This window comes from Halorarius halobius (assembly GCF_024298865.1).
Classification (GTDB): domain Archaea; phylum Halobacteriota; class Halobacteria; order Halobacteriales; family Haloarculaceae; genus Halorarius; species Halorarius halobius.
Window position 1 is genome coordinate 1 of the sequence record NZ_CP101161.1, and the last position, 22,991, is coordinate 22,991.

Below are 22,991 nucleotides of genomic sequence, written 5' to 3' on the forward strand. Positions count from 1 at the left end.
GAAGGTGTGACGACCCGAAGCCTCTTATGAGCGCGAGGGCTTACAGCCAGTAATGACCGACACTGTCGACGACGTCGAGATGCCGTACGACGACGACGCGTCACAGCAGGACAAAATCGCCGCCCTCGAGGAGCGTCTGGAGATAATCGAGTCGCAAAACGAGGAGATGCGGGACAAGCTACTGGACGCCAACGCGGAGAACAACAAGTACCAGCAGAAACTCGAACGGCTCACCCACGAGAACAAGAAGCTGAAGCAGTCCCCGCTCTTTGTCGCCACCGTCCAGGAAGTGACCGACGAGGGCGTCATCATCAAACAGCACGGCAACAACCAGGAGGCGCTCACGGAGGTCACCGACGAGATGCGCGAGGAACTCGCGCCCGACGACCGGGTGGCGGTCAACAACTCGCTGTCGGTGGTGAAGGTGCTCGACGACGAGACGGACGTGCGGGCCCGCGTCATGCAGGTCGAGAAGAAGCCGCAGGTCGCCTACGAGGACATCGGCGGCATCGACGACCAGATGGAGCAGGTCCGCGAGACCGTCGAGTTGCCCCTGGAGAACCCCGAGATGTTCGACCAGGTCGGCATCGACCCGCCGAGCGGCGTCCTCCTGTACGGCCCGCCGGGGACCGGGAAGACGATGCTGGCGAAGGCCGTCGCCAACCAGACCGACGCGACGTTCATCAAGATGGCCGGCTCCGAGTTGGTCCACAAGTTCATCGGCGAGGGCGCAAAGCTCGTCCGCGACCTGTTCGAACTCGCGCGCCAGCACCAGCCGGCGGTCATCTTCATCGACGAAATCGACGCCATCGCCGCCAAGCGGACCGACTCGAAGACCTCCGGCGACGCGGAGGTCCAGCGGACGATGATGCAACTGCTCTCGGAGATGGACGGGTTCGAGGAGCGTGGCGACATCTCCATCATCGCCGCGACGAACCGCTTCGACATGCTCGACCGCGCCATCCTCCGGCCCGGCCGGTTCGACCGCCTCATCGAGGTGCCCAAGCCGAACGCCGAGGGTCGCGAGATAATCTTCGACATCCACACCCGGAGTATGAACGTCGCTGACGACGTCTCCTACGCGGCGCTCGCGGAGATGGCCGACGAGGCCTCCGGCGCGGACATCAAGGCCATCTGCACCGAGGCCGGCATGTTCGCCATCCGCGAGGACCGCACCGAGGTCCGGATGGAGGACTTCCAGAACGCCTGGGAGAAGATACAGCAGGAGGAGAGCGACGAGACGGACGACGTCTCGCGGGCGTTCGCGTAGCTCCGTCGACGCGGCTTCTTCTCGAAGCGGCTTACAGGAAGTAGAACACGGCGAACGGCACGCCGAACAGCAGTATCGTCATGGCGGCGAGGATGAGGGTGCCCGAGACCGCGGTGCCGATGAGCGCCCGCATCGACTCGGTGTCATACTCGGAGAGGTTCATATCTCCCCCTTCGGCGCTCGCCCCTTAGCGGTGTCGACTCCCGCAGGTCACGGCTCCCACTCGCGGTTCAGCGCCCGCACCAGCAGGTCGGTCAGGTGTGGCTCCGCCTCGCCGCCGGGCGCGAGATAACCGTCGCAGGTGTGGCCGCCGTCGTCGGGAATATCGCAGTCCCGCTCGCCGCGGACGGTCCCCAACACGAGATGCATGAGTTCGTGCGTGACGACGAGGTTGCGCGCCTCGCTCGCCCGGACGACGGCCACGTTGCCGCCCTTCTCGCCGAACGCGGTCACGTCCGTGGAGCCGACGTCCATCTCCGTGACCACCAGCATGTTCACCGTGCTGTTCCCGGGCGGCGTCCCGTACCGCTCCTCGTACAACTCGTTCACCTCGCCGGTGTCGAAGTCGGGACCGAAGGCGCCCGCGAGTTGACTGCCCGCGGCGCGCCGGACGTGGAGCCGGACGCCCGACCGGTTGCCGGAGTTCTCGACGGGGAACCCGGCCCACGTCGCCGTGAGGTTCCGAACCTGTGGGTCCGAGAGCCGGTCCGCCTCGTCGACGGAACTCGCGTACACCACGTCGAGAACCACGTCCTTCCGGGTGGGGTCGAGCGCCGGCAACGCACCGACGGAACCGGACGCCGTCCGGGTGAGTTCCACCCGGTCCGAAATGCCATCGCCGTCGGTGTCAGCCGCCGTCGGGTCCATCCCGCGACTGCGCTCACAGCCGTCGGGGACGCCGTCGCCGTCGGCGTCCGCGTGGTCCCGGCCGACGAACGCGTCGCGGTCGTGCAGGTGGATGCAGTCGCCGATGCGGGTCGCGTGGCTGGCGTTCTCCGAGGCGGCGACGAACACCAGCGACCCCGACCGCTCGACCCGGTACTGCATCGTCGTGGTGTTCGGCGTCCCGGGCACGGTCAGCAGGTCGCCGTTTCGGGTCGCGTTCCGTCTGTCGAGCATCGACCGCCACGCGTCGGCGAACTCGCGAGCCTCCGTGGCGTTCGCCCACCGGGTACCCCAGTAGACGGTGGCGGCGTCCGTCCCGTAGGAGACCAGCGTGTCGTTTCGCCAGCCGGCGCTGGCGTTCGCCGCTCGCCCGTAGGGGACGCCGTTCGTCCGGAGCGCGTACCGGAGGGGCATCTCCCCGACGCGGTCGACGCCGGCGACGGACCACGGCACCGCGGGTCGTGGGACCCCCTCGCCCGGCAGGTCGGCGTCGAGCGCGGGATGCATCACCTCGGCCGTCGTGTTCGGCGGCGACCGGATGGCCGCGTTGCGCTCGGCCGGCGATTCGGCCATCGGGCGGAGATACAACGCGCCGTAGAGCCGTGGCTTGTCGTAGAGGCCCTTCGTCCAGCGGCCACGTGGGGACGTGTCGTTGCGGGCGGCGAACGGCGAGACGCCGCCGGGGTCGTGCCGCTCCCAGTAGCGCTGGGCCGCGAGCGTGGCGTCGCCTTCGGTGAGCGACATCGCGGCGATGTCCTCGTCGGTCGTGGTCGGGCGGCGGGTGGGCCGTTCGAGTCCGTGCTGAGCCTGCAGAGCGTGTGTCAGTTCGTGGGCGGCGGTGATGACCGGCGCCTGCCCCGAGACGCGGGCGAGGTGCGTCTCGTTGCCGACGGTGACGCGGTTGGCCCCGGCCGTGCCGGCGGCCGCGTAGCCGAGATACGGCACCCGCGCCGACGAGTATAGCTGGAGCGCCTTCGCGCCGCTCTGGCCCAGTTTACCCGCCTCGTCGGGGTAGTCGAACGGGTCGCCGGGCTCCATCGTCGAGCCGTTCCGGAGCAGGTAGTCGAGTTCGACCTCCTCGTACCGTATCGGTTCGGTCGCAGTCAGCCCGCGGAGTCGTTCGACACGGGAGAGCACCGTCGGCAGGTCGTACGCCGGGTCGTAGTTCGTCGCGGCTATCTGCGGCCCGGTTATCGGCGTGTCGGTCGGCGGCGGCTCGTAGGTGAACGTCGCCGTCGGGGTGAACTCGGGCGTCGCCGTCGGCGTTCCCGTCGGGGACGCCGTCGAGACGGGGGTCGCGGTCGGGTCGTCCACGAACGGGGCCGAACAGCCGGTGACGAGTACGAGCACCGCTAGCGGGAGGAGGAGCGTGACGGGGCGGGGCACGCCACCACGTGACATACCCACGATAAAATAGCTTCCGCCGGACCGAGCGGACGGAACCGCTACGCGAGGATGTCCTCGATGCGGCGGGGTTCGCCCGACAGCGCGGGGTTCTCCTCGACGAGTTTCAGCACCTCGTGGTCGGTCACCTCGGGGTAGTTCTTCCCCGTCGCCTCCTCGATGAGTGCCTTCTCCATGCGGAACTCGGTGCTCTCGTACACCACGTCGACCCCCTTGTCGTCGAACGAGAGAACGGTCATGGGCGTTTCTGGTCGCCCGCGAGCAAAAGTCGCACGGCTCGCAATTCCGGCCGCCGGCGCGGCGTCTGACGCCTGGCTGACGGCGAGTGGGGATTTAAGGTGCGGCGCGGGTACCTACCCGTATGTCGCTCCGTTCGGACCCGCTGGACCGTCTCGCCATCCCGGACGGGACCACGGTCGAGGAGCACGACCTCGTTGCGGATGGGGACGTGGTCGTCGGCGGCCAGAGCGTCGTCGAGTTCGGCGTGCGCGGCCGCAACGTCATCGCCGGGGAGCGCGTGCGGTTCGGCGGCGACATCGAGGCCAGCGAGGACTGCCGCCTCGACATGTGGTGTGACGTCGAGGGGAACGTCCTCGTGGGGGAGGACGCCTATCTCGGGGAGCGCGTCCACGTCGCGGGCCAGTTGATGGTGTCGGGCGACCTCGACATCGGCGACGACGTGGACATCGAGGAGGGGTTCGAGGCCAACGGCTGGATAGTCATCCGGAACCCGATGCCGACCATCGTGTTCCTGTTCGTCTACCTCTCGCAACTCCTGCGGATGGGCGAACAGGAGGCCGCGGAGGACGTCTGGAACGAGGTCACGGGAGACGACCGCGAGCACGACCCCGTGCTCGTCCCGCGGTCGGCGCGCGTCTCCGACGACGCGTGGCGGGTGTCGACGCCCGCCACCGTGGGCGACGACTGCCGCCTCCACGGCAACCTCCGTGCGAAGCGCATCACGGTCGGCGAGGACACCGAGATATTCGGCTCCCTGCGCGCGAAAGACGACGTGTCGGTCGCCACGGGGACGGTCATCCACGGCGACGTGACCACCCGCGGCGGCACCGTCCGCATCGACCGCGGGGTCGAGGTTCGCGGCGACGTCTCCTGTGAAGACCTCGAACTCGACGACGACGCCGAGGTCGACGGCGCCATCCGCGCCCGCGGCGAGGTGTCCATCGTCCGCTCCGAGGGCGAGGAATCGGTCGAACGGTCGACCGACGAGGAGTCGGAGACGACCGGCACGGACCCCGACGACGGCACGGACGCGGACGCCGGGGCGGTCGACGACGGTGAACACGGGACCGACGAGGACACCGGGCCGACGCCGGCTATCGTCCGCGTCGACGACGACCCCACCCCCGCCATCGTCCGCGTCGACGACGCCGACAGCGAGGACACGGCCGACGACGCGGACGACCCCGCCGACGGCGTGGAGATACCCGACGCCGAGGAGTCGACCAACGGCGAGATGCCCAGCGAGGACGGCCTCGCGGGCGTCATCGCGGAGGCCGAGGAGCGGTAGCCCCTTGTAGGCCCGTCCGATAGGACGGGTATGCTCTCTATCGCGCTCGCCGGCAAACCGAACGCGGGGAAGTCTACCTTCTACAAGGCGGCGACGATGGCCGACGTGGACGTCGGCAACTACCCGTTCACCACCATCGACCCGAACCGGGGGGTGAGCCACGTCCGCACGGACTGCCCGTGTCTCGCGCTGGAGGAGCGCTGTGGCGACGAGCACTGCCACGACGGGAAGCGGTACGTCCCGGTCGAACTCATCGACGTGGCCGGCCTCGTGCCGGGCGCCCACGAGGGGCGCGGCCTCGGCAACCAGTTCCTCGATTCGCTGTCCAGCGCCGACGTCATCCTCAACGTCGTCGACGCCTCCGGCGGCACCAACGAGGAGGGCGAACCCGTCGAGACGGGCAGTTACGACCCCACCCGTGACGTGGAGTTCATCGAGGAGGAGATGGACCTCTGGCTGGCGAGCATAATCGAGCGCAACTGGGAGACCGTCGTCCGGCAGTCCCGCTCGCCCGATTTCGACATCGACGAGGCGCTGACGGAGATGCTGACCGGGGTGGGCGCAACCGAGTACGACGTCTCGAAGGTGCTCCGGGCGCTGGAGTACCCCGCGGACCCGCAGGCGTGGGACGACGAGGCCAAGGAGGCGCTGGCCCGCGAGTTCCGCGCGGAGACCAAGCCCATCGTCGTCGTCGCCAACAAGGCCGACGTCGCGCCCGAGGGGAACGTCGACGCTCTGCGAGAGGCGACCGACGGCCCGGTCGTTCCCTGTACGGCGGAGGGGGAACTCGCGCTCCGGCAGGCCGCCGAACAGGGCGCCGTCGCCTACGACCCCGGCGACCCCGACTTCGAAATCACGGCCGACGTCAGCGACGCCCAGCGGCAGGGCCTCGAACGCATCCGCGAGGTGATGGGGGAGTTCGGCGGCACCGGCGTCCAGGCGTCGCTGGACACCGCGGCGTACGACCTGCTCGACCATCTCACGGCCTACCCGGTCCAGAACGAGTCGAAGTGGACCGACGGTCAGGGGAACGTCCTGCCCGACGCCTTCCTCCTGCCGCGGGGGTCGACCCCGAAGGACCTCGCGTACGCGGTCCACTCGGACATCGGCGACGGCTACCTCCACGCCGTCGACGCCCGCGCGAACCGCCGCATCGGGGAAGACCACGAACTCGAAGAGGGCGACGTAGTGAAGATAGTCTCGACGGCGTCGTAACGTCTACTCGCCCCGGCGCGCGACCAGCGCCCCCACGTTCTTCCGGACCTCGAACACGCCGTCCTCGAACCGCTCGGCGAACGCCTCGTGGAGCGCCGGCGCGTCGCTCTCCTCGAACTCCTCGCGCGACAGCGAGTAGCGGACCAGCGGTTCCACCTCGGTCACGCGAAGGTCGTCGTCGAACCGGGCGAGTTCGACCGACTCGAACACGTCGTCGAGCAGGTCTCGGCCCGCCGCCAGTTGGAACCCGTCGGCCCGCGGTAGCGTCTCGCCCGCGACGGCGTCCTGTACGTCGGCCACCTCGCGCATGTGGTCGGCGCCGTTCGTCGTGGCGACCAGAGAGCCGCCGGGCCGGAGCACCCGACGCATCTCGCGGAGCGCGCGCCGTCGCTCGGGGACGTGGTACAGCATGTGATTGGCGGTGACGGCGTCGAACGTCTGCGGGCGGTACGGGAGCGAAGCGGCGTCACAGACGCCGAACCGGGGCCACGATTCGTCGCCGAATGCCCCGCGACACTCCCGGACCATCCCGGGCGAGGCGTCGGTGGCGTGGACCGTCCACGGCACCCGGTCGCGGTTCTCCGCCCAGAGGTCGCCGGGGCCGACGCCGACGCTCAGGACCACCGCGTCGTCGTCCAGTCGGTCGGCCAGCAGGTCGAACCGCCAAGCGTTCAGCGGTCGGTCGGCCGTCGAGAACTGCTCGTGGAGGGCGATGCGGTCGTCGAGGTTGGAGGCGTCGGCGTACTGCTCGCGGAGGGTCTCCCGGTCGGCACACCAGTCGGACATAGCAGGGGGTCGACGGGGCGGCGACTAAGCGCTTCCCTTCGGTTCGCCCGCGGTCCGTAGCGTCTCGTGGACGCCGACGACGAACGCCGGCACGACGAGCATGAACAGGTGTTCCTCGACGGGGATGCCGAGCAGGTCCACGCCGGTCCGCATCGGGATGGAGAACACGCCGACTTCGAGGGTGTACCAGTCCCAGACGTACGCGACGGGGTAGCAGACGGCGACCGTCCGGGCGGCCGCCCACCACGCGTCGGCGTACCACAGCGCGAGCGCCGCGGCCGACCCGAACGCCACCTCGGTCGCGAGATACGTGTACGGCCCGAGGACGGTGATGTCCGGGAGCGCGGCGACCGCCAGCGGGCGGAACCAGACGGCCGCGACCAGGAGCGCGAGGAACAGGTACGCGCCCCGAACGAGAAGCATCGTCGCCAGTTCCGGGGGTGCGCGATAGGCGACGGCCGCGACGACGGCGAAGGCGACGGCCGCGACGGGCGCCGACGGCGGGAACACGCCGTCCACGGCGAGAGCGACGACGACGAACATCCCGACCCCCATCAGCAGATACGCGAGCGACCGGGCACGGGCCGGCCCGAGGACCACGGCGACGGTCCGTTTGCCGATGGAGCGGTCGTACGCGACGTCGGTGGCGTCGTCGATGACTTTGACCCCGGAGAGGGCGACGAGGAAGATGCCGGCGAAGGCGGCGACGACCGGGGTGACCGTCCCGGCCTGCACGTAGAACCCGCCGACGAGCGCCAGTGCGATGCCGGTCGGGTAGCCCGCCGTCGCCGTCACCGGGTTGGTGTCGAGTTGGGGTGCGTGGAGATAGCCGATGAGCCACCCCGGGAGCGTCAGCAGGCCGGCGACGGGGCCGACCAGTGCCGTCACGGCCGCGAGCGCGAGGAAGAACCCCAGCGTCGACCCCGCGAGCGCGAGCCGACACCCCCGCTCGGTGAGCGGGTGGTCGTCGTCCTCGCCGCGGACGTGGAAGTCGACGTAGCCGTCCTTCAGGTGGGCGGTGTAGAGGCCGAAGAACACCGCCACGAGATGCACCGCCGCGAGCGCGGGCGCGAACTCGCGGGCCAGCACCGCGCCGAACGCGCTGGCGGCGAGCGGCGGTAACATGAACACCGGATGTACCTGCGAGGCGAGCGCCCCGAGGTCCGCGGTCGGGCCCGCGCCGTGGCGTGCGATTGCCATGCGCTACCTAACGGCAGACCGAACCAAAAGCGTACCCCGGCGCTACCGCCAGTTGTCGCGGTCGAGCACCGTCACCGAGAGCCGGGATGCGAGGTCACGGGCGCGCTCGGCCGTCGCCTCGTGGACGTCGCCGGAGACGGGGCCGAGTTCGCCCCCGAGTCCGACCGCCTGCGAGTGGGGGTGTGCCTCAACGTCGGTATCGCCGGTGCGGTACATCCGGACGCGCTCGCGCATCCCCTGGAGCGCCCGCGGCGTCAACTCGCGGTCGAGATGCTGGAGGTCGTACCGGACGATGAACCCGCGGCGGGCGTCCCGGACGGCGACGACGGGGAGCCGACGGTCGGCACAGCGTTCCCACACGTCGCGTCCCTCCTCGCGCGTCTCGTAGGTCGGTACGTTCGCGGGGGCGAGGTGGTCCATACGGCTCCCCCTACGGGTCGCAGACGCTTGATTCGCTCGCCCGGCTAGAAGTAGCTCCTGAACGCCGGGACGTCGGGGCTTTCGAGGCGATGGCTACCGTAGGTCTACCGAGACCGTCGACGGAAAACCGGCCTGGTCCGTAGCGCTATCGAACCGCGTCCGTCGCCTCGCCCATGATTTCGAGCGCCTCCTTCAGCGTCTCGACGTTCACGGCGTAGGAGATGCGGGCGTGGCCCGCGCCGTGCTCGCCGAACGCCTCCCCCGGGACGACGACAACGCCGCGGTCGATGACCTCGTCGACCCAGCCCTCGGGTACCTTCGGCATCGCGTAGAACGCGCCCTGCGGCGTCGGCGTCTCCAGGCCGATGTCAGCGAGGCCGTCCAGCAGTACGTCCCGGCGCTGGGCGAACGCCTCGACCATCTCGTCGACGACGCCCTGCGGCCCGTCGAGCGCGGCCTCCGCCGCGTACTGGGCCGGCGCCGACGCACAGGCCTGCACGTACTGGTGGACCCGGAGCATCCGCTCGATTCGCTCGTGGCTGGCAGTGACCCACCCCAGCCGCCAGCCTGTCATCGAGTACGCCTTCGAGCAGGCGTTGACGACGGCGACGTTCTCGCCGAACTCGGCGGGCGAGCGGTGTTGGCCGTCGAACACGATCTGCTCGTACACCTCGTCGGAGATACAGAGCACGTCGTGCTCGTCGGCGATGCGGGCGAACTCGCGCATGTCCTCGGGCGACTGGACCGCACCGGTCGGGTTGGCGGGGGAGTTGACGACGAACGCCGCGGTGTCGTCGGTGATGGCCGCCTCCACGTCCGCGGGGTCCATCGTCAGGTCGTCGCGGAGCGCGACCGGCCTGGGCGTGCCGCCCGCGAGGTGCGTCAGTGCCTCGTAGGAGACGAACCCGGGGTCGGGGTAGATGACCTCCTCGCCGAGCGAAACGTGGGCTTCCAGCGCGATGTGGAGCGCCTCCGACCCGCCGGCGGTGGCGATGACGTTCTCCGGGTCGACCGACCGGTCGTCGTCGCGGGCGTGCTTGTCGGCGATGGCCTCCCGCAGTTGGCGGGTTCCCTTGTTCGAGGTGTAGCCGTCGGTCTTCCCCGCCTCGATGGCGTCGACGGCGGCCTGTCGTGCGTGGTCGGGCGTCGGGAAGTCCGGCTGGCCGAGCCCGAGGTTGATGGCGTCCTCGCCGGCGGCCTCGAACACCTCACGGATACCCGAGATGGAGACCTGTTCGACGCGGTCCGAGAAGCGTGGCATGACCCGAGAGGCGGCCCCGACCGGGTTAGTTCTTTCCGGACGACCCCGGCAGAGGGTTCCCCTTCCTGTGACGTCGGTTCCCCGTCGACGACCGCCCCGTCACCCAGTTCTACCGAGTACCGGCGACAGGCGTATCCGCAGGGTTCTCCGGGGAGCCCAGCCCGTTAACCGAGGCGAACACAGCCACCGGTATGTCGAGCGACGCACGGGTAGACGCGAGTGGGTTCCTGTCGAACCTCCTCGAGACACAGTACCGGGAGGTGACGATGGCCGTCGCGACGCTCGCGGTCGTCTCCGCGTCGATACTGCTGTTCCCCGGCGCGGGGAACGTGACCGCCGGCCTCCAGGCCGACCTGACGCCGCCGCTTCTGGCGTTCCTGTTCGTCGTCGCCGTCGTCGCGGGGGTCGTCAAGGGGATGATAGGCTTCGGCTACGCGCTCATCACCACCCCGGTGTTCGCCACCGTCATCGACCCCACGGTGGCGGTGGTGGTGCTTGCGGTCCCGCCGTGGATGCTGAACGTGTTTCAGGTGGGCGAGACCGACACCGGCCTCGCATTCGTCCGCGAGGAGTGGGTGCTACTGGCGCTTGCGGTGGTCGGGAGCGTGGTCGGCGTCTCGTTCCTCGCCCGCTACTCCGCCGGGGCTGTCGTCCCGTTCCTCATCGGTCTGGTGCTGTTCGGCTACGTCCTGTTCCAGGTCGTCGAGGACTTCGTCACCGTCGAAGGCGCCCACCACCCCGTCGCGCTGTCGACCGCGGGGTTCCTCGAAGGGTTTCTGCTGGCCGCGTCGAACCTCGGCCCACTGTTGCCGGCGTACTTCCACACGTTCGAGCGCGACACCGAGCGGTACATTGGCGGTCTCTCGATGGTGCTGGGCACCATCTTCACCGTCCGACTGCTGGTGATGGGGCTTACGACCGCGCTCGACGGACCGCTCGCCGTCGGGGGCGTCACCCTGCTGTCGGCCGGTGGGCTGTTGACGCCCTACCGGCTCTGGCTCGGCTCCGTCATCGCCGTCGTCACCGTCGTCGGCCTGCTCGTCGGCACGTATCTCCGGCGGCTGGAGGTCGACGAGGAGACGTTCAACTGGTTCGTCGTCGCGGTGCTGTTCGTCGTCTCGCTGAAGATATTCCGCGGGACGGTGCCGGCGCTGTTCCCCGGCGTGGCCGACGCCCTCCCGTGGCTGTTCTGACGCTCACAGCCTGACGTAGGCGTACCCCTCAGACTGGAGGCGGGTGAGTTCGCCCACGCCCGAGGGAACCACCTCGACGGCGTCGAGCAGGCGGCCGGGGAGGATGTCGGCCCGCTGGAGTGAGTTCGAGCAGGCCCGGAAGCCGACGCCGCGGTCCGCGAGTTTGCGGACCCGGTCGGCGTTCGTCGCGCCGCTCAGGAACATCCTGACGGCGTCGGCGTTGGCGACCACCGCGACGCCGTCGACGTCGACCGACTCGTCCGCGAGGAGGTTGGCGACGCTCGAGAGCCCGCGTGCCTGCTCGTCCGGGTCGCCCGTCGTGAGATGGAAGACGGTTCGCATACCGGCCCCACGTGCGCCGGGCGCTTCAATCCAGTTCCTCCTCGAGGTCGTCGAGGTGGCTTCGTACCAGCCGCAGGGTCGCGTCGGCGTCGGCGTACCCCTTCTCGTACTCGTCGAACGCGGACTCCGCGCCCGCGACGAACTGCTCGACGGCCGCTTCGAGGTCCTCGTCGCTCATGGTCCGGACCAGGGCGCGAGCGCCCTTCAACGCACGCATCCCGGACCACGAGCGGACGCTCGTGGCGACGGAGCGGTCGGGGAAGATACGGCAGGCGCCGTCAGTACTTCGGGTCCGCGCCAGTCAGCTCGTAGAAGTCGTCCATCACGGCGTCGCGGCGCGCGCGCCAGTCCTCGAACTCCTCGGGACCGCTCGGATACTCGTCGTAGACGTCCTTCAGGCGGCCGGCGATGCGGTTGACCTGCGCGAGTTCGTACAGCGTCCGCCAGTTCTTCAGCCGGGTGTCGAACGTCTTCAGGACCGTCTTGAGCTTCAGCCCCAGCCCCATGGACGCGGTGCCCTCGCGGGCGACCGCATCGGCGAGTTGCTGGCCCGGGAGCGCGGTGATGAGCCCCACGAGGTCGTCGACGTCGTAGGTGCCACCCCAGATGTTGTAGAGGTCCATGGCGGCGAACCGCTTGCCGAAATCCGTCTGCACCTCGCGGTTGTACTCCCAGAGAGCCGCCTCGGTGTCGGCCGTCGCCTCGCTGATGGCCTCGGCGGCGGCCGTCGCCGCCCAGTGGCCGGCCTTCGCCGCGCCGGGGATGCCACCGCCCGTACAGGGGTTGACGTGGGCGGCGGCGTCACCGACCGCCATGTACCCCGGCGCGACCGCGGAGTCGTACGTCCGACGCGTCGGGAGCGCCGCGCCCAGCTTGTCCTTCACCGTCGCGTTGTCGAACTCCGAGCGCTGTTCGACGTCGCGTTTGAGCGCGTCAACCAGCTTCATCGGCTCCTTGTTCATCTGGAAGCCGAGCCCGACGTTGATGTCGCGGTCGGTGCGCGGGAAGTACCAGAGGTAGCCGAGCTCCTCCGTCGGCTTGAACACGATGGCGTCGTCGTAGTCGACCGGCTCCTCGGTCTCGATGATCTCCCGGTACGCGGAGCAGAACTGCGAGTAGTTGACGTTGGTGTCGAACGTCGACGCCGAGAAGTCGGTCTTGTCCTGCAACAGCGACAGCGCACCCGCGGCGTCGATGACGACCTCGGCGTCGTACTTCGCGGGCGACCCCTTCCGGACGGCGGTGACGCCCGTCACGACGCCGTCCTCCTGTCTGACGTCCTGGACGACGGTGTCGTAGTGGAGGTCGGCGCCGACCCGCTCGGCCTCCTCGAGGATGACCTCGCCGTAGCGCTTGCGGTCGACGACCGACCCGGCCGTCTCGCCGAACGGGATGTCGAGTTTCTCGTCGGTCTGCGGGTTGAGGAACACCGCGCGCTCGATGTTCTCGTTGGTGAACGACTCCTCGCGCAGGTAGTCGAGGTCGATGACGTCCGGGAACGTCGACGTCCCCTTGATAGCGTCACCACAGGCGATGTGGCCCGCTTGGTCGGGGGATTTCCGCTCGAGGATGACCGCGTCGAGCCCCTCGCGGGCGGCCGTCGCCGCGGCGAAGGCACCCGCCGTCCCGCCGCCGACGACGACCACGTCGTAGGATTCCGCTGGCATGTCGCACGGATACCGTGTGGACCCTAAAAAAACAGTCGGGACGCCGACCGCCAAGCACGGGCAAACCTTTTGGTACGTGTTACCTAACTACACGTAGGAGGATGGGACGAATCGTGGTGCACGACGGGACGGTCAGCCGTCGGATTCCGGTCGACGCCGTCGACGGCGTCATCGAGGTGGACGCGACCGAGGAGCCGACCGTGACCGTGCCACCGGGCGTGACGGTCCGGCGCGCGGAGTCGGCGAGGCGGTGACGCCCGCCCGAGCGACGGCGGTACCGGTAGCTACCGGTGAGCGGAGCGAGCAGAGAACGAAGTGGGGTCGCGGTGGGAAACGCCGCGTCAGTAGAACTCGCGGACGAGGTCCATCGCGTCGTCGGGCGCGCCGTCGGGGACCTCGGACATGTCGTTGCCGTCGACGCCCTCGAGCACCTCGTACGGCGTCGACTCCTCGTCCTGGTAGATGACTCCCTGGTACTCCTTGTCGCGGTCCAGGATTTTCTCCTTGGCGGCGTCGTAGTCGTTCGGGTCGTGGTCCGTCTCGTCGAGGTCGACGATGGCGTCGCGGAAGTAGTCGTACGTGTCCACGTCGTTGAACGTGACGCACGGCGAGTAGACGTTCACGAAGCCGAACCCGTCGTGTTCGATGGCCTGCTGGACGATTTCGGCGTGCCGCTGGGCGTCCGAGGAGAACGACTGGGCGATGAACGTGCCGCCGGCGGCCAGCGCCAGCGCCAGCGGGTTCACCGGTTGCTGGTGGGTGCCGTCCGGCGAGGTGGCCGTCTCGAAGTCCTCACGCGAGGTGGGCGAGAACTGCCCCTTCGTCAGCCCGTAGATGCGGTTGTCCATGACGACGTAGGACATGTCGACGTTCCGGCGGACCGCGTGGACGAAGTGGCCTGCGCCGATGGAGTAGCCGTCGCCGTCGCCGCCCGCGACCATCACCTCGAGGTCGGAGTTGGCCATCTTCACGCCGATGCCGACCGGGAGCGCGCGCCCGTGGACGCCGTGGATGGCGTACGAGTGCATGTACGTCCCGATCTTGCCCGAACAGCCGATGCCGGCGACGACGAACGTGTTGTCGGGGTCGTTGCCCGTGTTCGCCAGCGCCTTCATCATGCCGTTCATCGTCCCGAAGTCGCCACAGCCGGGACACCAGGTCGGTTGCTTGTCGGATTTGAAGTCCGTGAATCGAACGTTCTCGCTCATGCTTCCACCTCTTCCTCCTCGGCGTAGCCGAGCGCCGCCTTGACCTCGGCGGCGAGTTCGTCCGCCTTGAAGCGGACGCCGTTGTACTTGTTGATGCGCTCGACCCGCTGGAGCACGTCGTGCTCGATGAGGTCGGCGAACTGGCCCGTCGCGTTACACTCCACGACGACGACGTTGTCGGCCGCTTCGACGTCCTCGCTCAGGTCCGGACGCGGGAAGATGTACGGCACCGAGAGGAACCGCACGTCGATGTCCTCCGCCTCGAGGAGGCCGATGGCCTCCCGCATCGCGCCCTCGTTGGACCCCCACGAGATGACGAGGTCGTCGGCGTCCGGGTCGCCGAACTCGCGGTAGTCCCAGTCCTCGTTCTCGCGGGCGGTCTCGACCTTCCGGTTGCGCTTGTCGACCTGCTCGACGCGCATGTCGGTGTCCTCGGTCCGGCGCCCGAGTTCGTCGTGTTCGAGGCCGGTGGACATGTGCGCACCGCCTTCCGTGCCGGGGAACGCGCGCGGCGAGACGCCGTCGTCGGTGAGCGCGTGGGGCTGGAACTGCCCCTTCTCGTTTTGCCACTCCTCGACGTCGCCGTCGTCGACGACCTTCCCGCGGTCGATTTCGACGGCGTCCATGTCGAACGTGTCGGGGGAGAACGTCTGCTCGGTGACCGCAAGCGAGAGGTCCGAGACCAGGAAGACGGGCGTCTGGTACTTCTCGGCGTAGTTGAACGCCTCGACGGTCTTCCAGAAGCACTCCGAGACCGTGGTGGGAGCGACGACGAACCGCGGAATCTCGCCGTGGCCGCCGTACAGCGTCATGTTCAGGTCGCCCTGCTCCTGTTTGGTCGGCATCCCCGTCGAGGGGCCCGACCGCATCACGTCACAGATGACCAGCGGCGTCTCCGAGGTGGCGACCAGCCCGAACGTCTCGGTCATCAGGTCGATGCCCGGCCCCGAGGTGGCGGTCATCGAGCGGGCGCCGGCCCGCGCCGCGCCGAGCGCCATGTTGATGGCGGAGAGTTCGTCCTCGGCCTGCACGACCTTCCCGCCGTACTGGTCGATGCGACCCGTCAGATAGGTCATCACGTCCGTCGCGGGCGTGATGGGGTAGCCGGCGTAGAACCGACAGCCCGCGGCGATGGCGCCCATGCCGATGGCCTCGTCGCCGTTCAGCAGGACGTAGTCCTCGTCGGTGGTCTCGAGTTCGTAGTCGAACTCGGTGTCGGCGTACTCGTCGGCGACGTACTCCTGGCCGAGCTGGGCGGCCTGCTTGTTGTTCTCGACGATGGCCTCGCCCTTGTCACCGAACCGCTTCTGGAGCGACTCCGCGAGGTTCTCGATGGGGAAGTCGGTGACCTCACACGCCGCGCCGAGCGCGACGATGTTGCGCATGATGGCGCCGCCCGCGTCCTCCGCGAGCCGCTTCAGCGGCACGTCGAGGCCGATCATCCCCTCGGGCGCCTCGAAGTCCTCCATCATCGTCCGCTCGCCGTCGTAGATGATGACCGACCCTTCGTGAAGTTCGTCCATGTTCTCCTCGACGGTGCGCTGGGTCAGCGCGATGAGGATGTCGAGCCGGTCGACGACGCTCGCGACCTGGTCGACGGACGTTCGAACCTTGTAAGCCGTGTACCCTCCGCGGATACGGGACGCGAAGTCCTTCGACGTGAAGACGTGGCGTCCCGCACGCGAGAGGGCCTGGGCGAAGATCTTCCCCGTGGAGTCGATCCCATCGCCGGCTTCGCCGCCGATGGCCCAGTTGAGATCCTCTGGCATACTACGTCGCGGTTCCATCCGGCACACGTTAAGGCTTCTGAATATTGCCGCGCTCGCGCAGTATTTGCACCGGCGTTCGTCCACCGATTCGGGCGAAAGCGGCAGTACGCTCCGCGTTCGTCCACAACTGGCGTGTGGTGGGGAGTCGGCCACGGCGCCGACGGCCGCGGCGCGCGCAACAGTACCGAAAGGGCCTTTCGCCGGAGGCTCGCACCGTCGGACATGGACGCCACCGAGACCCGCGTCGTCGCCGTGCGCGACGTCGGGGCCGACGCCGTCGCGCTGGACCTCGAGAGCCCCGAGGGGTTCGAGGCCAGCCCCGGCCAGTTCGTGAAGCTCTCCGCGACCGTCGAGGGTGAGGCGGAGTCCCGCTTCTACACCATCTCCTCGCCGGACACCGACGGCGAGTTCGAACTCACCGTCAGCTACGACCCCGAAGACGGCGGCCCGTTCTCCGAGTACCTGCTCGCGCTGGAGGCCGGCGACGAGGTGACCGTCGCCGGCCCGTTCGGCTCCGACTTCTACGAGGGCGAGGAGCGCGTGCTCGTCCTCGCGGGGGGGCCGGGCGTCGGCCCCGCCGTCGGCATCGCGGAGGCCGCGCTCGCTGACGGTCACGAGGTCGCCGTCGTCTATCTGGACGAGGCGCCGATGCACGAGGACCGCCTCGCGGCCGTCTCGGAGGCGGGCGGCGACGTGTTCGTCCTCGCGGACGCCGACGCGGTGGCCGAGGCCGTCGCCGACGTGTACGACGACCAACAGCTGTTCGTCTACGGCTTCGCCGACTTCCTCGACGTCGCCACCGACGCCGTCGAAGCCGCTGGGGGGACGACCGAGACGGCGAAAATCGAGAACTTCGGCTGAACCTTTTTACTGCGTCGGGTGCCGCGCCGGTGGCGCGGCACCGCTCCTTGCAAAAATCTTCATCAAAAACGCCTGCCGGCTCGCTTCGTGGTTCTCGCGGTGCTCGAACCACACGCCGCTCGCCGGCAGTGAAACGCCTCACTCGCTGCGCTCGCTCGGCGTATGCTACGGTTCCGGAGCCGACGAAACCGCTTTGGCCCGCGCGCCGCGACGCCCACATATGCAGACCCCGCTGTGTTCCCTCCTCGACGTCGACCGCCCCATCGTGCAGGCACCCATCGGGAGCGCGACCTGTCCCGACCTCGCGGCGGCCGTCGCTGACGCCGGTGCCGTGGGCCATCTCGCGGTGACCTGGCGCTCGCTGGACGACACCCGCGACGTGATTCGTCGGACCCACGAGCGCACGGACGGTGCGTTCGCGGTCAACCTCGCGCTCGACGACCGGACGACCCACCGCCCGACCGACGACCACCTCGATGCCGCCCTCGACGCGGGCGCGGACGTGGTCTCGCTGTCATTCGGCGACCCGGCCCCGCACGTCGACCGGATTCACGACGCGGGAGCGACCGTGCTGGCGACGGTCGGCACCGCCGCGGAGGCCCGCGAGGCCGAGCGCGCGGGCGTCGACGCCGTCGTCGCGCAGGGCTGGGAGGCCGGCGGCCACCTCCAGAGCGACGTGGCGACGATGCCGCTCGTGCCGCGGGTGGTCGACGCGGTGGACGTGCCCGTAATCGCCGCGGGCGGCATCGCGGACGGCCGAGGCGTCGCGGCGGCGCTGACGCTCGGCGCGGACGGCGCGTGGCTCGGCACCCGGTTCGTCGCCTGCGAGGAGGCGAACGTCGTCGACGACTACCGCGAGCGGGTGGCCGACGCCGATGCGACCGACGCCGTCCGCACGGACCTGTTCGACAAGGGGTGGCCCGGCCGCGACCACCGCGTGCTCGAGAACAGCACCATCGAAGCGTGGGAGCAGGCGGGCCGGCCCGGCCCCGGAGAGCGACCCGGCGAGTCCGACACCGTGGGCGCGTACCCGGACGGCCATCCCGTCGAGCGGTACGGTGACGACATCCCGGTCGCGGGTGCGACCGGCGAGACGGAGGCGTGGGCGCTGTACGCCGGCCAGAGCGCCGGACTCGCCGACGAGGTACGGCCCGCCGCCGAGGTGGTCGACGCGCTCGTCGCGGAGGCCGAGGCCGCGCTCGAACGGGCGCCCTGATTCCGAACGGCTTTTGCTGGCGGGCGAGTTGACACGTACTCCCGATGGTCACCCACAACGCCGCGGACGTCCAGCGCCGACTGACGCGTCTGCGCGAGACGTACGACCCGGTGGTCGAGGAAAGCGAGGTGGAACTCGACGCCGAGGAGTTCGCGTCGTTCGCCGAGGTGGCGAGCGACGGCTACACCGGCGGCGGCTACGCGTGGGTCGTCCGGGAGGAGCCACCGGCGCTCTCGGCGTCGATGCCCGACGTCGACGAGGAGTACCCGCGCGTCCTGCTCGGTCTGGGTCGTGGCGCTGACGGGTGGGGGCCGGCCGGCGGAGGGAGAGAGGATGGCGAGACGTACGAGGACGCCGCCGTCCGCGAGGTGCGCGAGGAGACGGGCGTCGACTGCGAACTCGTCGACTGCCGCCGCGTCGAGAACACGGTGTTCCACTGCGAGGGCGACGAGATACACACGCTGTGGGTGTTCTTTACGGCCCGGGAACTGGGCGGGAGCATCGACGTGATGGAGTCGGAGTTGAACGGCGCGGCGTGGTTCCACGAGTTGCCCGGGGGCCTGCATCCCTCTATCGAGGATGACCCGTTCGGGTGGGACGAGTGGGAGTAGCGGCCGCTGACGAATCAGACGGTACACTCTCGGGGGTCGCCCGACCGCGCGAGGAAGCCGGTCAGCAGGAGAACACCGCCGAGGCGGAGGAGGTTGCCGTGGAAGGGGAGCACCGCGAGCGCGCCGGCGAACCCGAGGACGCCGAGGATGCCGGCCCCACAGCTCGCACATCCCGACGCGAGCAGTCCCGGGACCACTCCCGAGAGGTCCGAGAGCCCCGACACGCCCGTCAGGCGGAGCTGTGCGGCCGCGTTCGTGACCGCCACGCCGGTCAGTAGCGCGTAGCCGACGACGAGCGCGAGCCCGACGGCGCCGCTCGTCCGGTAGGTGTTGCGCACCAGCGACACCACCACGTAGTCGAGGTAGCCGAGGCCGGCCCCGAGCATCTGGACCGCGAACGCCGGAAACGTGCTCACGACGAGCACCACGAACGTCACTGCGGCGACGAGCACCGTGCCGACGGCGCGGCGCCGGTCGGTGAACGGGAACGCCAGCGCGGCACCTAGCTCGTCGAAAGCGTCTGCCGCACGTCGTGACACCGTCATCCGTCCCTGACCGTCGTGATGGCCTCGGCGAACCGCTCGTAGGGTTGTGCCCCGACGAGTCGAGCGGCGCTACCTCCCTCGCGGTCGTAGAGGACGAACGTCGGCGTCCCCTCGACGCCGAACTCCGTCGCCTGCGCCACCGTCGCCTCGAGGGACGACTCGATGGCCGACCGGTGTTCGTCCATACAGGTCCCGACGGTGTCGGCGTCCACGCCGTCGACCGAGGCCGTGATGTCGAGCAGGTTCGCCCGCGTCGCCCACCCCGAGTTGGGCTTCCCCTGCGCGTCGAACACCGCCGAGTGCCACCGCCAGTACGTCCGCGGCGACGACGCGTGGACCTGCCGCCAGACGCACTTGGCCGCCACCGCGGCCGTCGTCGACCGATTCCCGATGTAGGGGAACTCCAGGAACACCAGCCGTGCGGTGCCGTCGGCCACCTCGTTGTCGAGGAGTTTCGGGAGCGCGCCGTGCTCGAACTGCTCGCAGAACGGGCACTGGAAGTCGCTGTAGTAGTAGATGTCGACCGGCGCGTCCATCGACCCTGTGAGGGGGTTGCCGGACAGGTCGACACCCAGACCGGTCGTCTCCGTACTGCTGTGCATCGGCGGCACGTCCGCAGACTCGGCCGGGGTCGCACCGCCGCCGTCGGAGGCGTTGGCGCCCGACGCGCCGCCGTCGATTGCACCCGAACAGCGCCGGGTGAGAGCGCAGACGCCGCCGGCGGTGACGAGCGACCCAACGCCGCCGAGCACCGCTCTCCGGGCAGTGATATTGTCCTGTATTCCCATTATTGCACCTGACCAGGACGGACACGTCGCCGACTCAAGAGTCTTGGGTGGTCAGTGCTCGACGAACTCGACGAGTACGCCCCCCGTCGATTTGGGGTGGAGAAAGGCGACGTCGTGGCCCCACGCGCCCTCGCGTGGCTCCTCGTCGATGAGGTCGACGCCGCGGTCGCGGGCCCGCTCCAGCGCCGCCTCGATGTCGTCGGTGGCAAAGGCGAGGTGGTGGATGCCCGGGCCGTTGGCCTCTAGATAGTCCGCGATGGTACCGCCGCCGAACTCCGGTTCCAGTAGTTCCAGATAGCCGTTGCCGAGGTCGAGGAAAACGACCTTCATACCGTCGAATATCTCCTCGTGGGCGACCTCCGCACCCAGCAGGTCCTCGAACAGGAAGACGAGCGAGTCCGCTTCGGTCGTGGCGATGCCAGCGTGGTCGAACTGCATACCCGTCGGTTCGCGCGGCGGGGCAAAAAGCCCCGAGTCACGCGGTCGCGGTCAGATGCCGGCGCCGTACTCGCCGAACTCGTCGCGGAGGGCGTTGCATATCTCGCCGGTCGTCGCGTACGCTTTCACCGCATCGACGATGTACGGCATCAGGTTCTCCTCGCCCGCGGCCGCGTCCTTGAGCGCCGCGAGAGCGGCGTCGACGGCCTCGTCGTCGCGGTCGTCCTTGACCGACTGGAGGCGCTCGCGCTGGCGGCGCTGGTCCTCCTCGCTTACCTCCTCGATGTCCTCCTCGGGTTCCTCGTCGACGGTGTACTCGTTGACCCCGACGATGACGCGCTCGCCCGACTCTATCTCGCGCTGGCGCTCGAAGGCGACGTCCTGAATCTCCCCCTGGACCCACTCGCTCTCGACGGCCTCGCGCATCCCGCCGCGCTCGTCGATGTCGTCGAGGATGTCGAACGCCTCCGATTCGAGTTCGTCAGTCAGCGACTCGACGTAGTAGGAGCCCGCGAGCGGGTCGATGGTGTCGGCCGCACCCGACTCGTGAGCGAGTATCTGCTGGGTGCGAAGCGCCGTCCGCACGGACTTCTCGGTCGGCAGACTGAGCGCCTCGTCTTTCCCGTTGGTGTGGAGGCTCTGTGTGCCGCCCAGCACCGCCGCCAGCGCCTGATACGCGACGCGGACGACGTTGTTCTCTATCTGCTGGGCCGTCAGCGTCGACCCCGCGGTCTGGGTGTGGAACTTCAACTGCTTCGAGCCGGGCTTCTCGGCGCCGTATCGCTCCTCCATCAGTTTGTACCACATCCGGCGGGCCGCGCGGAACTTCGCCACCTCCTCGAGGATGTTGTTGTATGAGGCGAAGAAAAAGGATAGCTGGGGGGCGAACTCGTCGACGTCCAGCCCCGCGTCGACGGCCGCCTCGACGTACTCCAGTCCGTCCGCGAGCGTGAACGCTATCTCCTGGGCGGCCGTCGACCCGGCCTCGCGGATGTGGTAGCCGGAGATGGAGATGGTGTTGAAGTTGGGAATCTCCTCGGCGGCGTACTCGAAGATGTCCGTGATGAGCCGCATCGACTGGCGCGGCGGGAAGATGTAGGTGTTGCGCGCGATGTACTCCTTGAGGATGTCGTTCTGGATGGTGCCTCGCAGTTCCTCGCGGTCGACGCCCTGCTTGTCCCCGACGGCGATGTACATCGCAAGCAAGACCGAGGCGGGCGCGTTGATGGTCATCGACGTCGACACCTCGTCGAGCGGGATGCCCTCGAAGACGGTCTCCATGTCGGCAAGCGAGTCGATGGCGACGCCCGACTTCCCGACCTCGCCCTGTGCCATCTCGGCGTCGGAGTCGTACCCCATCTGCGTCGGCAGGTCGAACGCCATCGACAGCCCCGTCTGACCCTCCTCCATCAGGTAGTTGAACCGCTCGTTCGTCTCCGCGGCAGTGCCCATCCCGGCGTACTGCCGCATCGTCCACAGCCGACCCCGGTACATCGTGGAGTAGACCCCGCGCGTGTACGGCTCCTCGCCCGGGAAGCCGACGTCCTCGTCGTAGTCGAGGTCCCCGATGTCGGCCGGCGTGTACAGCGGCTTCACCTCCTGACCCCCGGTGTCGGTGGTAAACTTCTCGTTGCGTTCGCCGAACCGGTCGACGGTCGGGCCGTACGTCTCCTCCTCCCAGGATTCGCGGCCCTCGCGTATCTCCTCGAGGTCCTCCTCGTCGAACATGGCACCACCTTCCCGGCGTGGGCGCTTGAATGTTGTCGGGACCGGAACGTCGACCGTCGGGCAGGGACGTTCGACCCGACCTACTCGTCGGCGAGGTGCGATGCCCGACCCGACCTACTCGTCGGCGAGGTGCGATGCCCGACCCGACCTACTCGTCGGCGAGGTGCGCGACGAGCGACTCCAGCGAGTACGACGACACCGCGCGGTCGTCCTCGTACAGCGTGTCGATGACGTACGTGGAGTTGGTGCGCTCGATTTCGGACACCTCCTCGAAGTCGCGCAGGAGGTCACCGACCGTCTCGTCGCCCGGCAGGTGTGCGACGGCGACGAAGTCCGTCTCGCCCATCGTCGAGAACAGGTGCGTGACGCCCTCGATATCCTGTATCTCGTCGGCGACCGCCTCGTGGTGGCCGGAGTAGTCCGCGAGCACCTCCACCAGCACCGTCACGCCGAGGCCGAGTTCGTCCAAATCGAAGTCGTACAGGTCGTTCTCGATGACCCCGGCCTCCCGGAGGTTGTTCAGCCGGTAGTGTATCGTCGACACCGGGATGTCGGTCGCCTCGTGGAGCGTCTCGGGGCTCCCCGTGCCGAGGTCCGCGATGGCTTTCAGGATGCGGACGTCGCGCTCGTCCATACCGTCTCCGCGGACGCCGCCC

The 22,991-nt window shown here is 69.0% G+C and carries 25 protein-coding genes; 8 read left to right on the forward strand and 17 right to left on the reverse strand.

Annotated features, from left to right (window positions below; genetic code table 11):
- The first annotated feature begins 52 nt into the window (after positions 1-52).
- Entirely contained in the window at positions 53-1,270 is a 1,218-nt protein-coding gene (gene pan1, locus NL112_RS00005; protein WP_255150565.1) for a proteasome-activating nucleotidase Pan1, read from the forward strand.
- Between the two features lie 31 nt (positions 1,271-1,301).
- Here pan1 and NL112_RS00010 read toward each other — a convergent pair whose 3' ends face one another.
- Genes NL112_RS00010 through NL112_RS00020 form a run of 3 tightly spaced genes read right to left on the reverse strand, consistent with a single transcriptional unit; the run spans position 1,302 to position 3,798 of the window.
- The gene (locus NL112_RS00010) at positions 1,302-1,433 is read right to left on the reverse strand and encodes a hypothetical protein (protein WP_255150566.1); all 132 of its coding nucleotides are present in this window, start codon (positions 1,431-1,433) and stop codon (positions 1,302-1,304) included.
- 47 nt (positions 1,434-1,480) lie between these two features.
- The gene (locus NL112_RS00015; protein WP_255150567.1) at positions 1,481-3,541 is read right to left on the reverse strand and encodes a hypothetical protein; all 2,061 of its coding nucleotides are present in this window, start codon (positions 3,539-3,541) and stop codon (positions 1,481-1,483) included.
- Between the two features lie 59 nt (positions 3,542-3,600).
- Positions 3,601-3,798 (reverse strand): DUF5800 family protein, encoded by a 198-nt coding sequence (locus NL112_RS00020; protein ID WP_255150568.1) that lies wholly within the window; start codon positions 3,796-3,798, stop codon positions 3,601-3,603.
- A gap of 122 nt (positions 3,799-3,920) precedes the next feature.
- Between NL112_RS00020 and NL112_RS00025 the strand changes: the two genes are divergently transcribed.
- Together NL112_RS00025 and NL112_RS00030 are read left to right on the forward strand one after the other, a co-directional pair.
- A complete protein-coding gene (locus NL112_RS00025; RefSeq protein WP_255150569.1) occupies positions 3,921-5,087 on the forward strand; it encodes a polymer-forming cytoskeletal protein in 1,167 nt (388 codons plus the stop codon).
- A 30-nt stretch (positions 5,088-5,117) separates the two neighbouring features.
- Positions 5,118-6,302: a redox-regulated ATPase YchF gene (locus tag NL112_RS00030; RefSeq protein ID WP_255150570.1), complete on the forward strand. Its 1,185-nt coding sequence runs from the start codon at positions 5,118-5,120 to the stop codon at positions 6,300-6,302.
- Between the two features lie 3 nt (positions 6,303-6,305).
- On the opposite strand, the gene NL112_RS00035 is transcribed toward NL112_RS00030, so the two are convergent.
- The 4 genes from NL112_RS00035 to NL112_RS00055 form a co-directional block, all read right to left on the reverse strand.
- Complete coding sequence (locus NL112_RS00035) at positions 6,306-7,088, reverse strand: class I SAM-dependent methyltransferase (RefSeq protein WP_255150571.1); 783 nt, start codon at positions 7,086-7,088, stop codon at positions 6,306-6,308.
- Between the two features lie 24 nt (positions 7,089-7,112).
- The gene (locus NL112_RS00045) at positions 7,113-8,288 is read right to left on the reverse strand and encodes a lycopene cyclase domain-containing protein (protein WP_350356142.1); all 1,176 of its coding nucleotides are present in this window, start codon (positions 8,286-8,288) and stop codon (positions 7,113-7,115) included.
- Positions 8,289-8,330: 42 nt separating this feature from the next.
- The gene (locus NL112_RS00050) at positions 8,331-8,708 is read right to left on the reverse strand and encodes a hypothetical protein (protein ID WP_255150572.1); all 378 of its coding nucleotides are present in this window, start codon (positions 8,706-8,708) and stop codon (positions 8,331-8,333) included.
- A 145-nt stretch (positions 8,709-8,853) separates the two neighbouring features.
- The gene (locus NL112_RS00055; protein WP_255150573.1) at positions 8,854-9,969 is read right to left on the reverse strand and encodes a pyridoxal phosphate-dependent aminotransferase; all 1,116 of its coding nucleotides are present in this window, start codon (positions 9,967-9,969) and stop codon (positions 8,854-8,856) included.
- A 191-nt stretch (positions 9,970-10,160) separates the two neighbouring features.
- On the opposite strand from NL112_RS00055, the gene NL112_RS00060 reads away from it, so the two are divergent.
- A complete protein-coding gene (locus tag NL112_RS00060; protein ID WP_255150574.1) occupies positions 10,161-11,162 on the forward strand; it encodes a TSUP family transporter in 1,002 nt (333 codons plus the stop codon).
- Positions 11,163-11,165: 3 nt separating this feature from the next.
- Here NL112_RS00060 and NL112_RS00065 read toward each other — a convergent pair whose 3' ends face one another.
- The 3 genes from NL112_RS00065 to NL112_RS00075 all read right to left on the reverse strand — a co-directional run bounded on the left by NL112_RS00065 (position 11,166) and on the right by NL112_RS00075 (position 13,171).
- Positions 11,166-11,504 (reverse strand): DsrE family protein, encoded by a 339-nt coding sequence (locus NL112_RS00065; RefSeq protein WP_255150575.1) that lies wholly within the window; start codon positions 11,502-11,504, stop codon positions 11,166-11,168.
- A gap of 25 nt (positions 11,505-11,529) precedes the next feature.
- On the reverse strand, positions 11,530-11,682 hold the full coding sequence (locus NL112_RS00070) for a hypothetical protein (RefSeq protein WP_255150576.1): 153 nt from the start codon (positions 11,680-11,682) through the stop codon (positions 11,530-11,532).
- 100 nt (positions 11,683-11,782) lie between these two features.
- The gene (locus NL112_RS00075; RefSeq protein ID WP_255150577.1) at positions 11,783-13,171 is read right to left on the reverse strand and encodes a geranylgeranyl reductase family protein; all 1,389 of its coding nucleotides are present in this window, start codon (positions 13,169-13,171) and stop codon (positions 11,783-11,785) included.
- Positions 13,172-13,272: 101 nt separating this feature from the next.
- On the opposite strand from NL112_RS00075, the gene NL112_RS00080 reads away from it, so the two are divergent.
- Complete coding sequence (locus NL112_RS00080) at positions 13,273-13,425, forward strand: hypothetical protein (RefSeq protein WP_255150578.1); 153 nt, start codon at positions 13,273-13,275, stop codon at positions 13,423-13,425.
- An 87-nt stretch (positions 13,426-13,512) separates the two neighbouring features.
- On the opposite strand, the gene NL112_RS00085 is transcribed toward NL112_RS00080, so the two are convergent.
- Positions 13,513-14,379: a 2-oxoacid:ferredoxin oxidoreductase subunit beta gene (locus tag NL112_RS00085; protein WP_255150579.1), complete on the reverse strand. Its 867-nt coding sequence runs from the start codon at positions 14,377-14,379 to the stop codon at positions 13,513-13,515.
- Entirely contained in the window at positions 14,376-16,148 is a 1,773-nt protein-coding gene (locus tag NL112_RS00090) for a 2-oxoacid:acceptor oxidoreductase subunit alpha (RefSeq protein ID WP_255150580.1), read from the reverse strand. Before NL112_RS00090 ends, NL112_RS00085 begins: the two co-directional genes overlap by 4 nt.
- A gap of 222 nt (positions 16,149-16,370) precedes the next feature.
- Here NL112_RS00090 and NL112_RS00095 point away from each other — a divergent pair, with 222 nt between their 5' ends.
- From NL112_RS00095 to NL112_RS00105, 3 genes are all read left to right on the forward strand, one after another.
- The gene (locus NL112_RS00095; protein WP_255150581.1) at positions 16,371-17,009 is read left to right on the forward strand and encodes an FAD-dependent oxidoreductase; all 639 of its coding nucleotides are present in this window, start codon (positions 16,371-16,373) and stop codon (positions 17,007-17,009) included.
- A 193-nt stretch (positions 17,010-17,202) separates the two neighbouring features.
- Positions 17,203-18,225, forward strand: a complete 1,023-nt coding sequence (locus NL112_RS00100) for an NAD(P)H-dependent flavin oxidoreductase (protein WP_255150582.1) — start codon at positions 17,203-17,205, stop codon at positions 18,223-18,225.
- 44 nt (positions 18,226-18,269) lie between these two features.
- Entirely contained in the window at positions 18,270-18,836 is a 567-nt protein-coding gene (locus NL112_RS00105; RefSeq protein WP_255150583.1) for an NUDIX domain-containing protein, read from the forward strand.
- A 14-nt stretch (positions 18,837-18,850) separates the two neighbouring features.
- Here the strand turns inward: NL112_RS00105 and NL112_RS00110 are convergent, their stop codons facing one another.
- The 5 genes from NL112_RS00110 to NL112_RS00130 form a co-directional block, all read right to left on the reverse strand.
- Positions 18,851-19,381 (reverse strand): hypothetical protein, encoded by a 531-nt coding sequence (locus tag NL112_RS00110; RefSeq protein ID WP_255150584.1) that lies wholly within the window; start codon positions 19,379-19,381, stop codon positions 18,851-18,853.
- Complete coding sequence (locus NL112_RS00115; RefSeq protein ID WP_255150585.1) at positions 19,378-20,169, reverse strand: DsbA family protein; 792 nt, start codon at positions 20,167-20,169, stop codon at positions 19,378-19,380. The genes NL112_RS00110 and NL112_RS00115 overlap by 4 nt, the downstream gene beginning before the upstream one ends.
- Positions 20,170-20,220: 51 nt before the next feature.
- Positions 20,221-20,607 (reverse strand): methylmalonyl-CoA epimerase, encoded by a 387-nt coding sequence (gene mce / locus NL112_RS00120; protein WP_255150586.1) that lies wholly within the window; start codon positions 20,605-20,607, stop codon positions 20,221-20,223.
- A 51-nt stretch (positions 20,608-20,658) separates the two neighbouring features.
- Positions 20,659-22,335 (reverse strand): acyl-CoA mutase large subunit family protein, encoded by a 1,677-nt coding sequence (locus tag NL112_RS00125; protein WP_255150587.1) that lies wholly within the window; start codon positions 22,333-22,335, stop codon positions 20,659-20,661.
- A gap of 148 nt (positions 22,336-22,483) precedes the next feature.
- Positions 22,484-22,969, reverse strand: coding sequence for an Lrp/AsnC family transcriptional regulator (locus tag NL112_RS00130; RefSeq protein WP_255150588.1), 486 nt, complete (start codon positions 22,967-22,969; stop codon positions 22,484-22,486).
- Between the last annotated feature and the right edge of the window lie 22 nt (positions 22,970-22,991).

Excerpts from the sequence above, each read along its gene's own strand:
- pan1 (WP_255150565.1), top strand. The coding sequence starts at position 53 with ATGACCGACACTGTCGACGACGTCGAGATGCCGTACGACGACGACGCG.
- NL112_RS00010 (WP_255150566.1), bottom strand. The coding sequence starts at position 1,433 with ATGAACCTCTCCGAGTATGACACCGAGTCGATGCGGGCGCTCATCGGC.
- NL112_RS00020 (WP_255150568.1), bottom strand. The coding sequence starts at position 3,798 with ATGACCGTTCTCTCGTTCGACGACAAGGGGGTCGACGTGGTGTACGAG.
- NL112_RS00025 (WP_255150569.1), top strand. The coding sequence starts at position 3,921 with ATGTCGCTCCGTTCGGACCCGCTGGACCGTCTCGCCATCCCGGACGGG.
- NL112_RS00030 (WP_255150570.1), top strand. The coding sequence starts at position 5,118 with ATGCTCTCTATCGCGCTCGCCGGCAAACCGAACGCGGGGAAGTCTACC.
- NL112_RS00035 (WP_255150571.1), bottom strand. The coding sequence starts at position 7,088 with ATGTCCGACTGGTGTGCCGACCGGGAGACCCTCCGCGAGCAGTACGCC.
- NL112_RS00045 (WP_350356142.1), bottom strand. The coding sequence starts at position 8,288 with ATGGCAATCGCACGCCACGGCGCGGGCCCGACCGCGGACCTCGGGGCG.
- NL112_RS00050 (WP_255150572.1), bottom strand. The coding sequence starts at position 8,708 with ATGGACCACCTCGCCCCCGCGAACGTACCGACCTACGAGACGCGCGAG.
- NL112_RS00055 (WP_255150573.1), bottom strand. The coding sequence starts at position 9,969 with ATGCCACGCTTCTCGGACCGCGTCGAACAGGTCTCCATCTCGGGTATC.
- NL112_RS00060 (WP_255150574.1), top strand. The coding sequence starts at position 10,161 with ATGTCGAGCGACGCACGGGTAGACGCGAGTGGGTTCCTGTCGAACCTC.
- NL112_RS00065 (WP_255150575.1), bottom strand. The coding sequence starts at position 11,504 with ATGCGAACCGTCTTCCATCTCACGACGGGCGACCCGGACGAGCAGGCA.
- NL112_RS00070 (WP_255150576.1), bottom strand. The coding sequence starts at position 11,682 with ATGAGCGACGAGGACCTCGAAGCGGCCGTCGAGCAGTTCGTCGCGGGC.
- NL112_RS00075 (WP_255150577.1), bottom strand. The coding sequence starts at position 13,171 with ATGCCAGCGGAATCCTACGACGTGGTCGTCGTCGGCGGCGGGACGGCG.
- NL112_RS00080 (WP_255150578.1), top strand. The coding sequence starts at position 13,273 with ATGGGACGAATCGTGGTGCACGACGGGACGGTCAGCCGTCGGATTCCG.
- NL112_RS00085 (WP_255150579.1), bottom strand. The coding sequence starts at position 14,379 with ATGAGCGAGAACGTTCGATTCACGGACTTCAAATCCGACAAGCAACCG.
- NL112_RS00090 (WP_255150580.1), bottom strand. The coding sequence starts at position 16,148 with ATGCCAGAGGATCTCAACTGGGCCATCGGCGGCGAAGCCGGCGATGGG.
- NL112_RS00095 (WP_255150581.1), top strand. The coding sequence starts at position 16,371 with ATGGACGCCACCGAGACCCGCGTCGTCGCCGTGCGCGACGTCGGGGCC.
- NL112_RS00105 (WP_255150583.1), top strand. The coding sequence starts at position 18,270 with ATGGTCACCCACAACGCCGCGGACGTCCAGCGCCGACTGACGCGTCTG.
- NL112_RS00110 (WP_255150584.1), bottom strand. The coding sequence starts at position 19,381 with ATGACGGTGTCACGACGTGCGGCAGACGCTTTCGACGAGCTAGGTGCC.
- NL112_RS00115 (WP_255150585.1), bottom strand. The coding sequence starts at position 20,169 with ATGGGAATACAGGACAATATCACTGCCCGGAGAGCGGTGCTCGGCGGC.
- mce (WP_255150586.1), bottom strand. The coding sequence starts at position 20,607 with ATGCAGTTCGACCACGCTGGCATCGCCACGACCGAAGCGGACTCGCTC.
- NL112_RS00125 (WP_255150587.1), bottom strand. The coding sequence starts at position 22,335 with ATGTTCGACGAGGAGGACCTCGAGGAGATACGCGAGGGCCGCGAATCC.
- NL112_RS00130 (WP_255150588.1), bottom strand. The coding sequence starts at position 22,969 with ATGGACGAGCGCGACGTCCGCATCCTGAAAGCCATCGCGGACCTCGGC.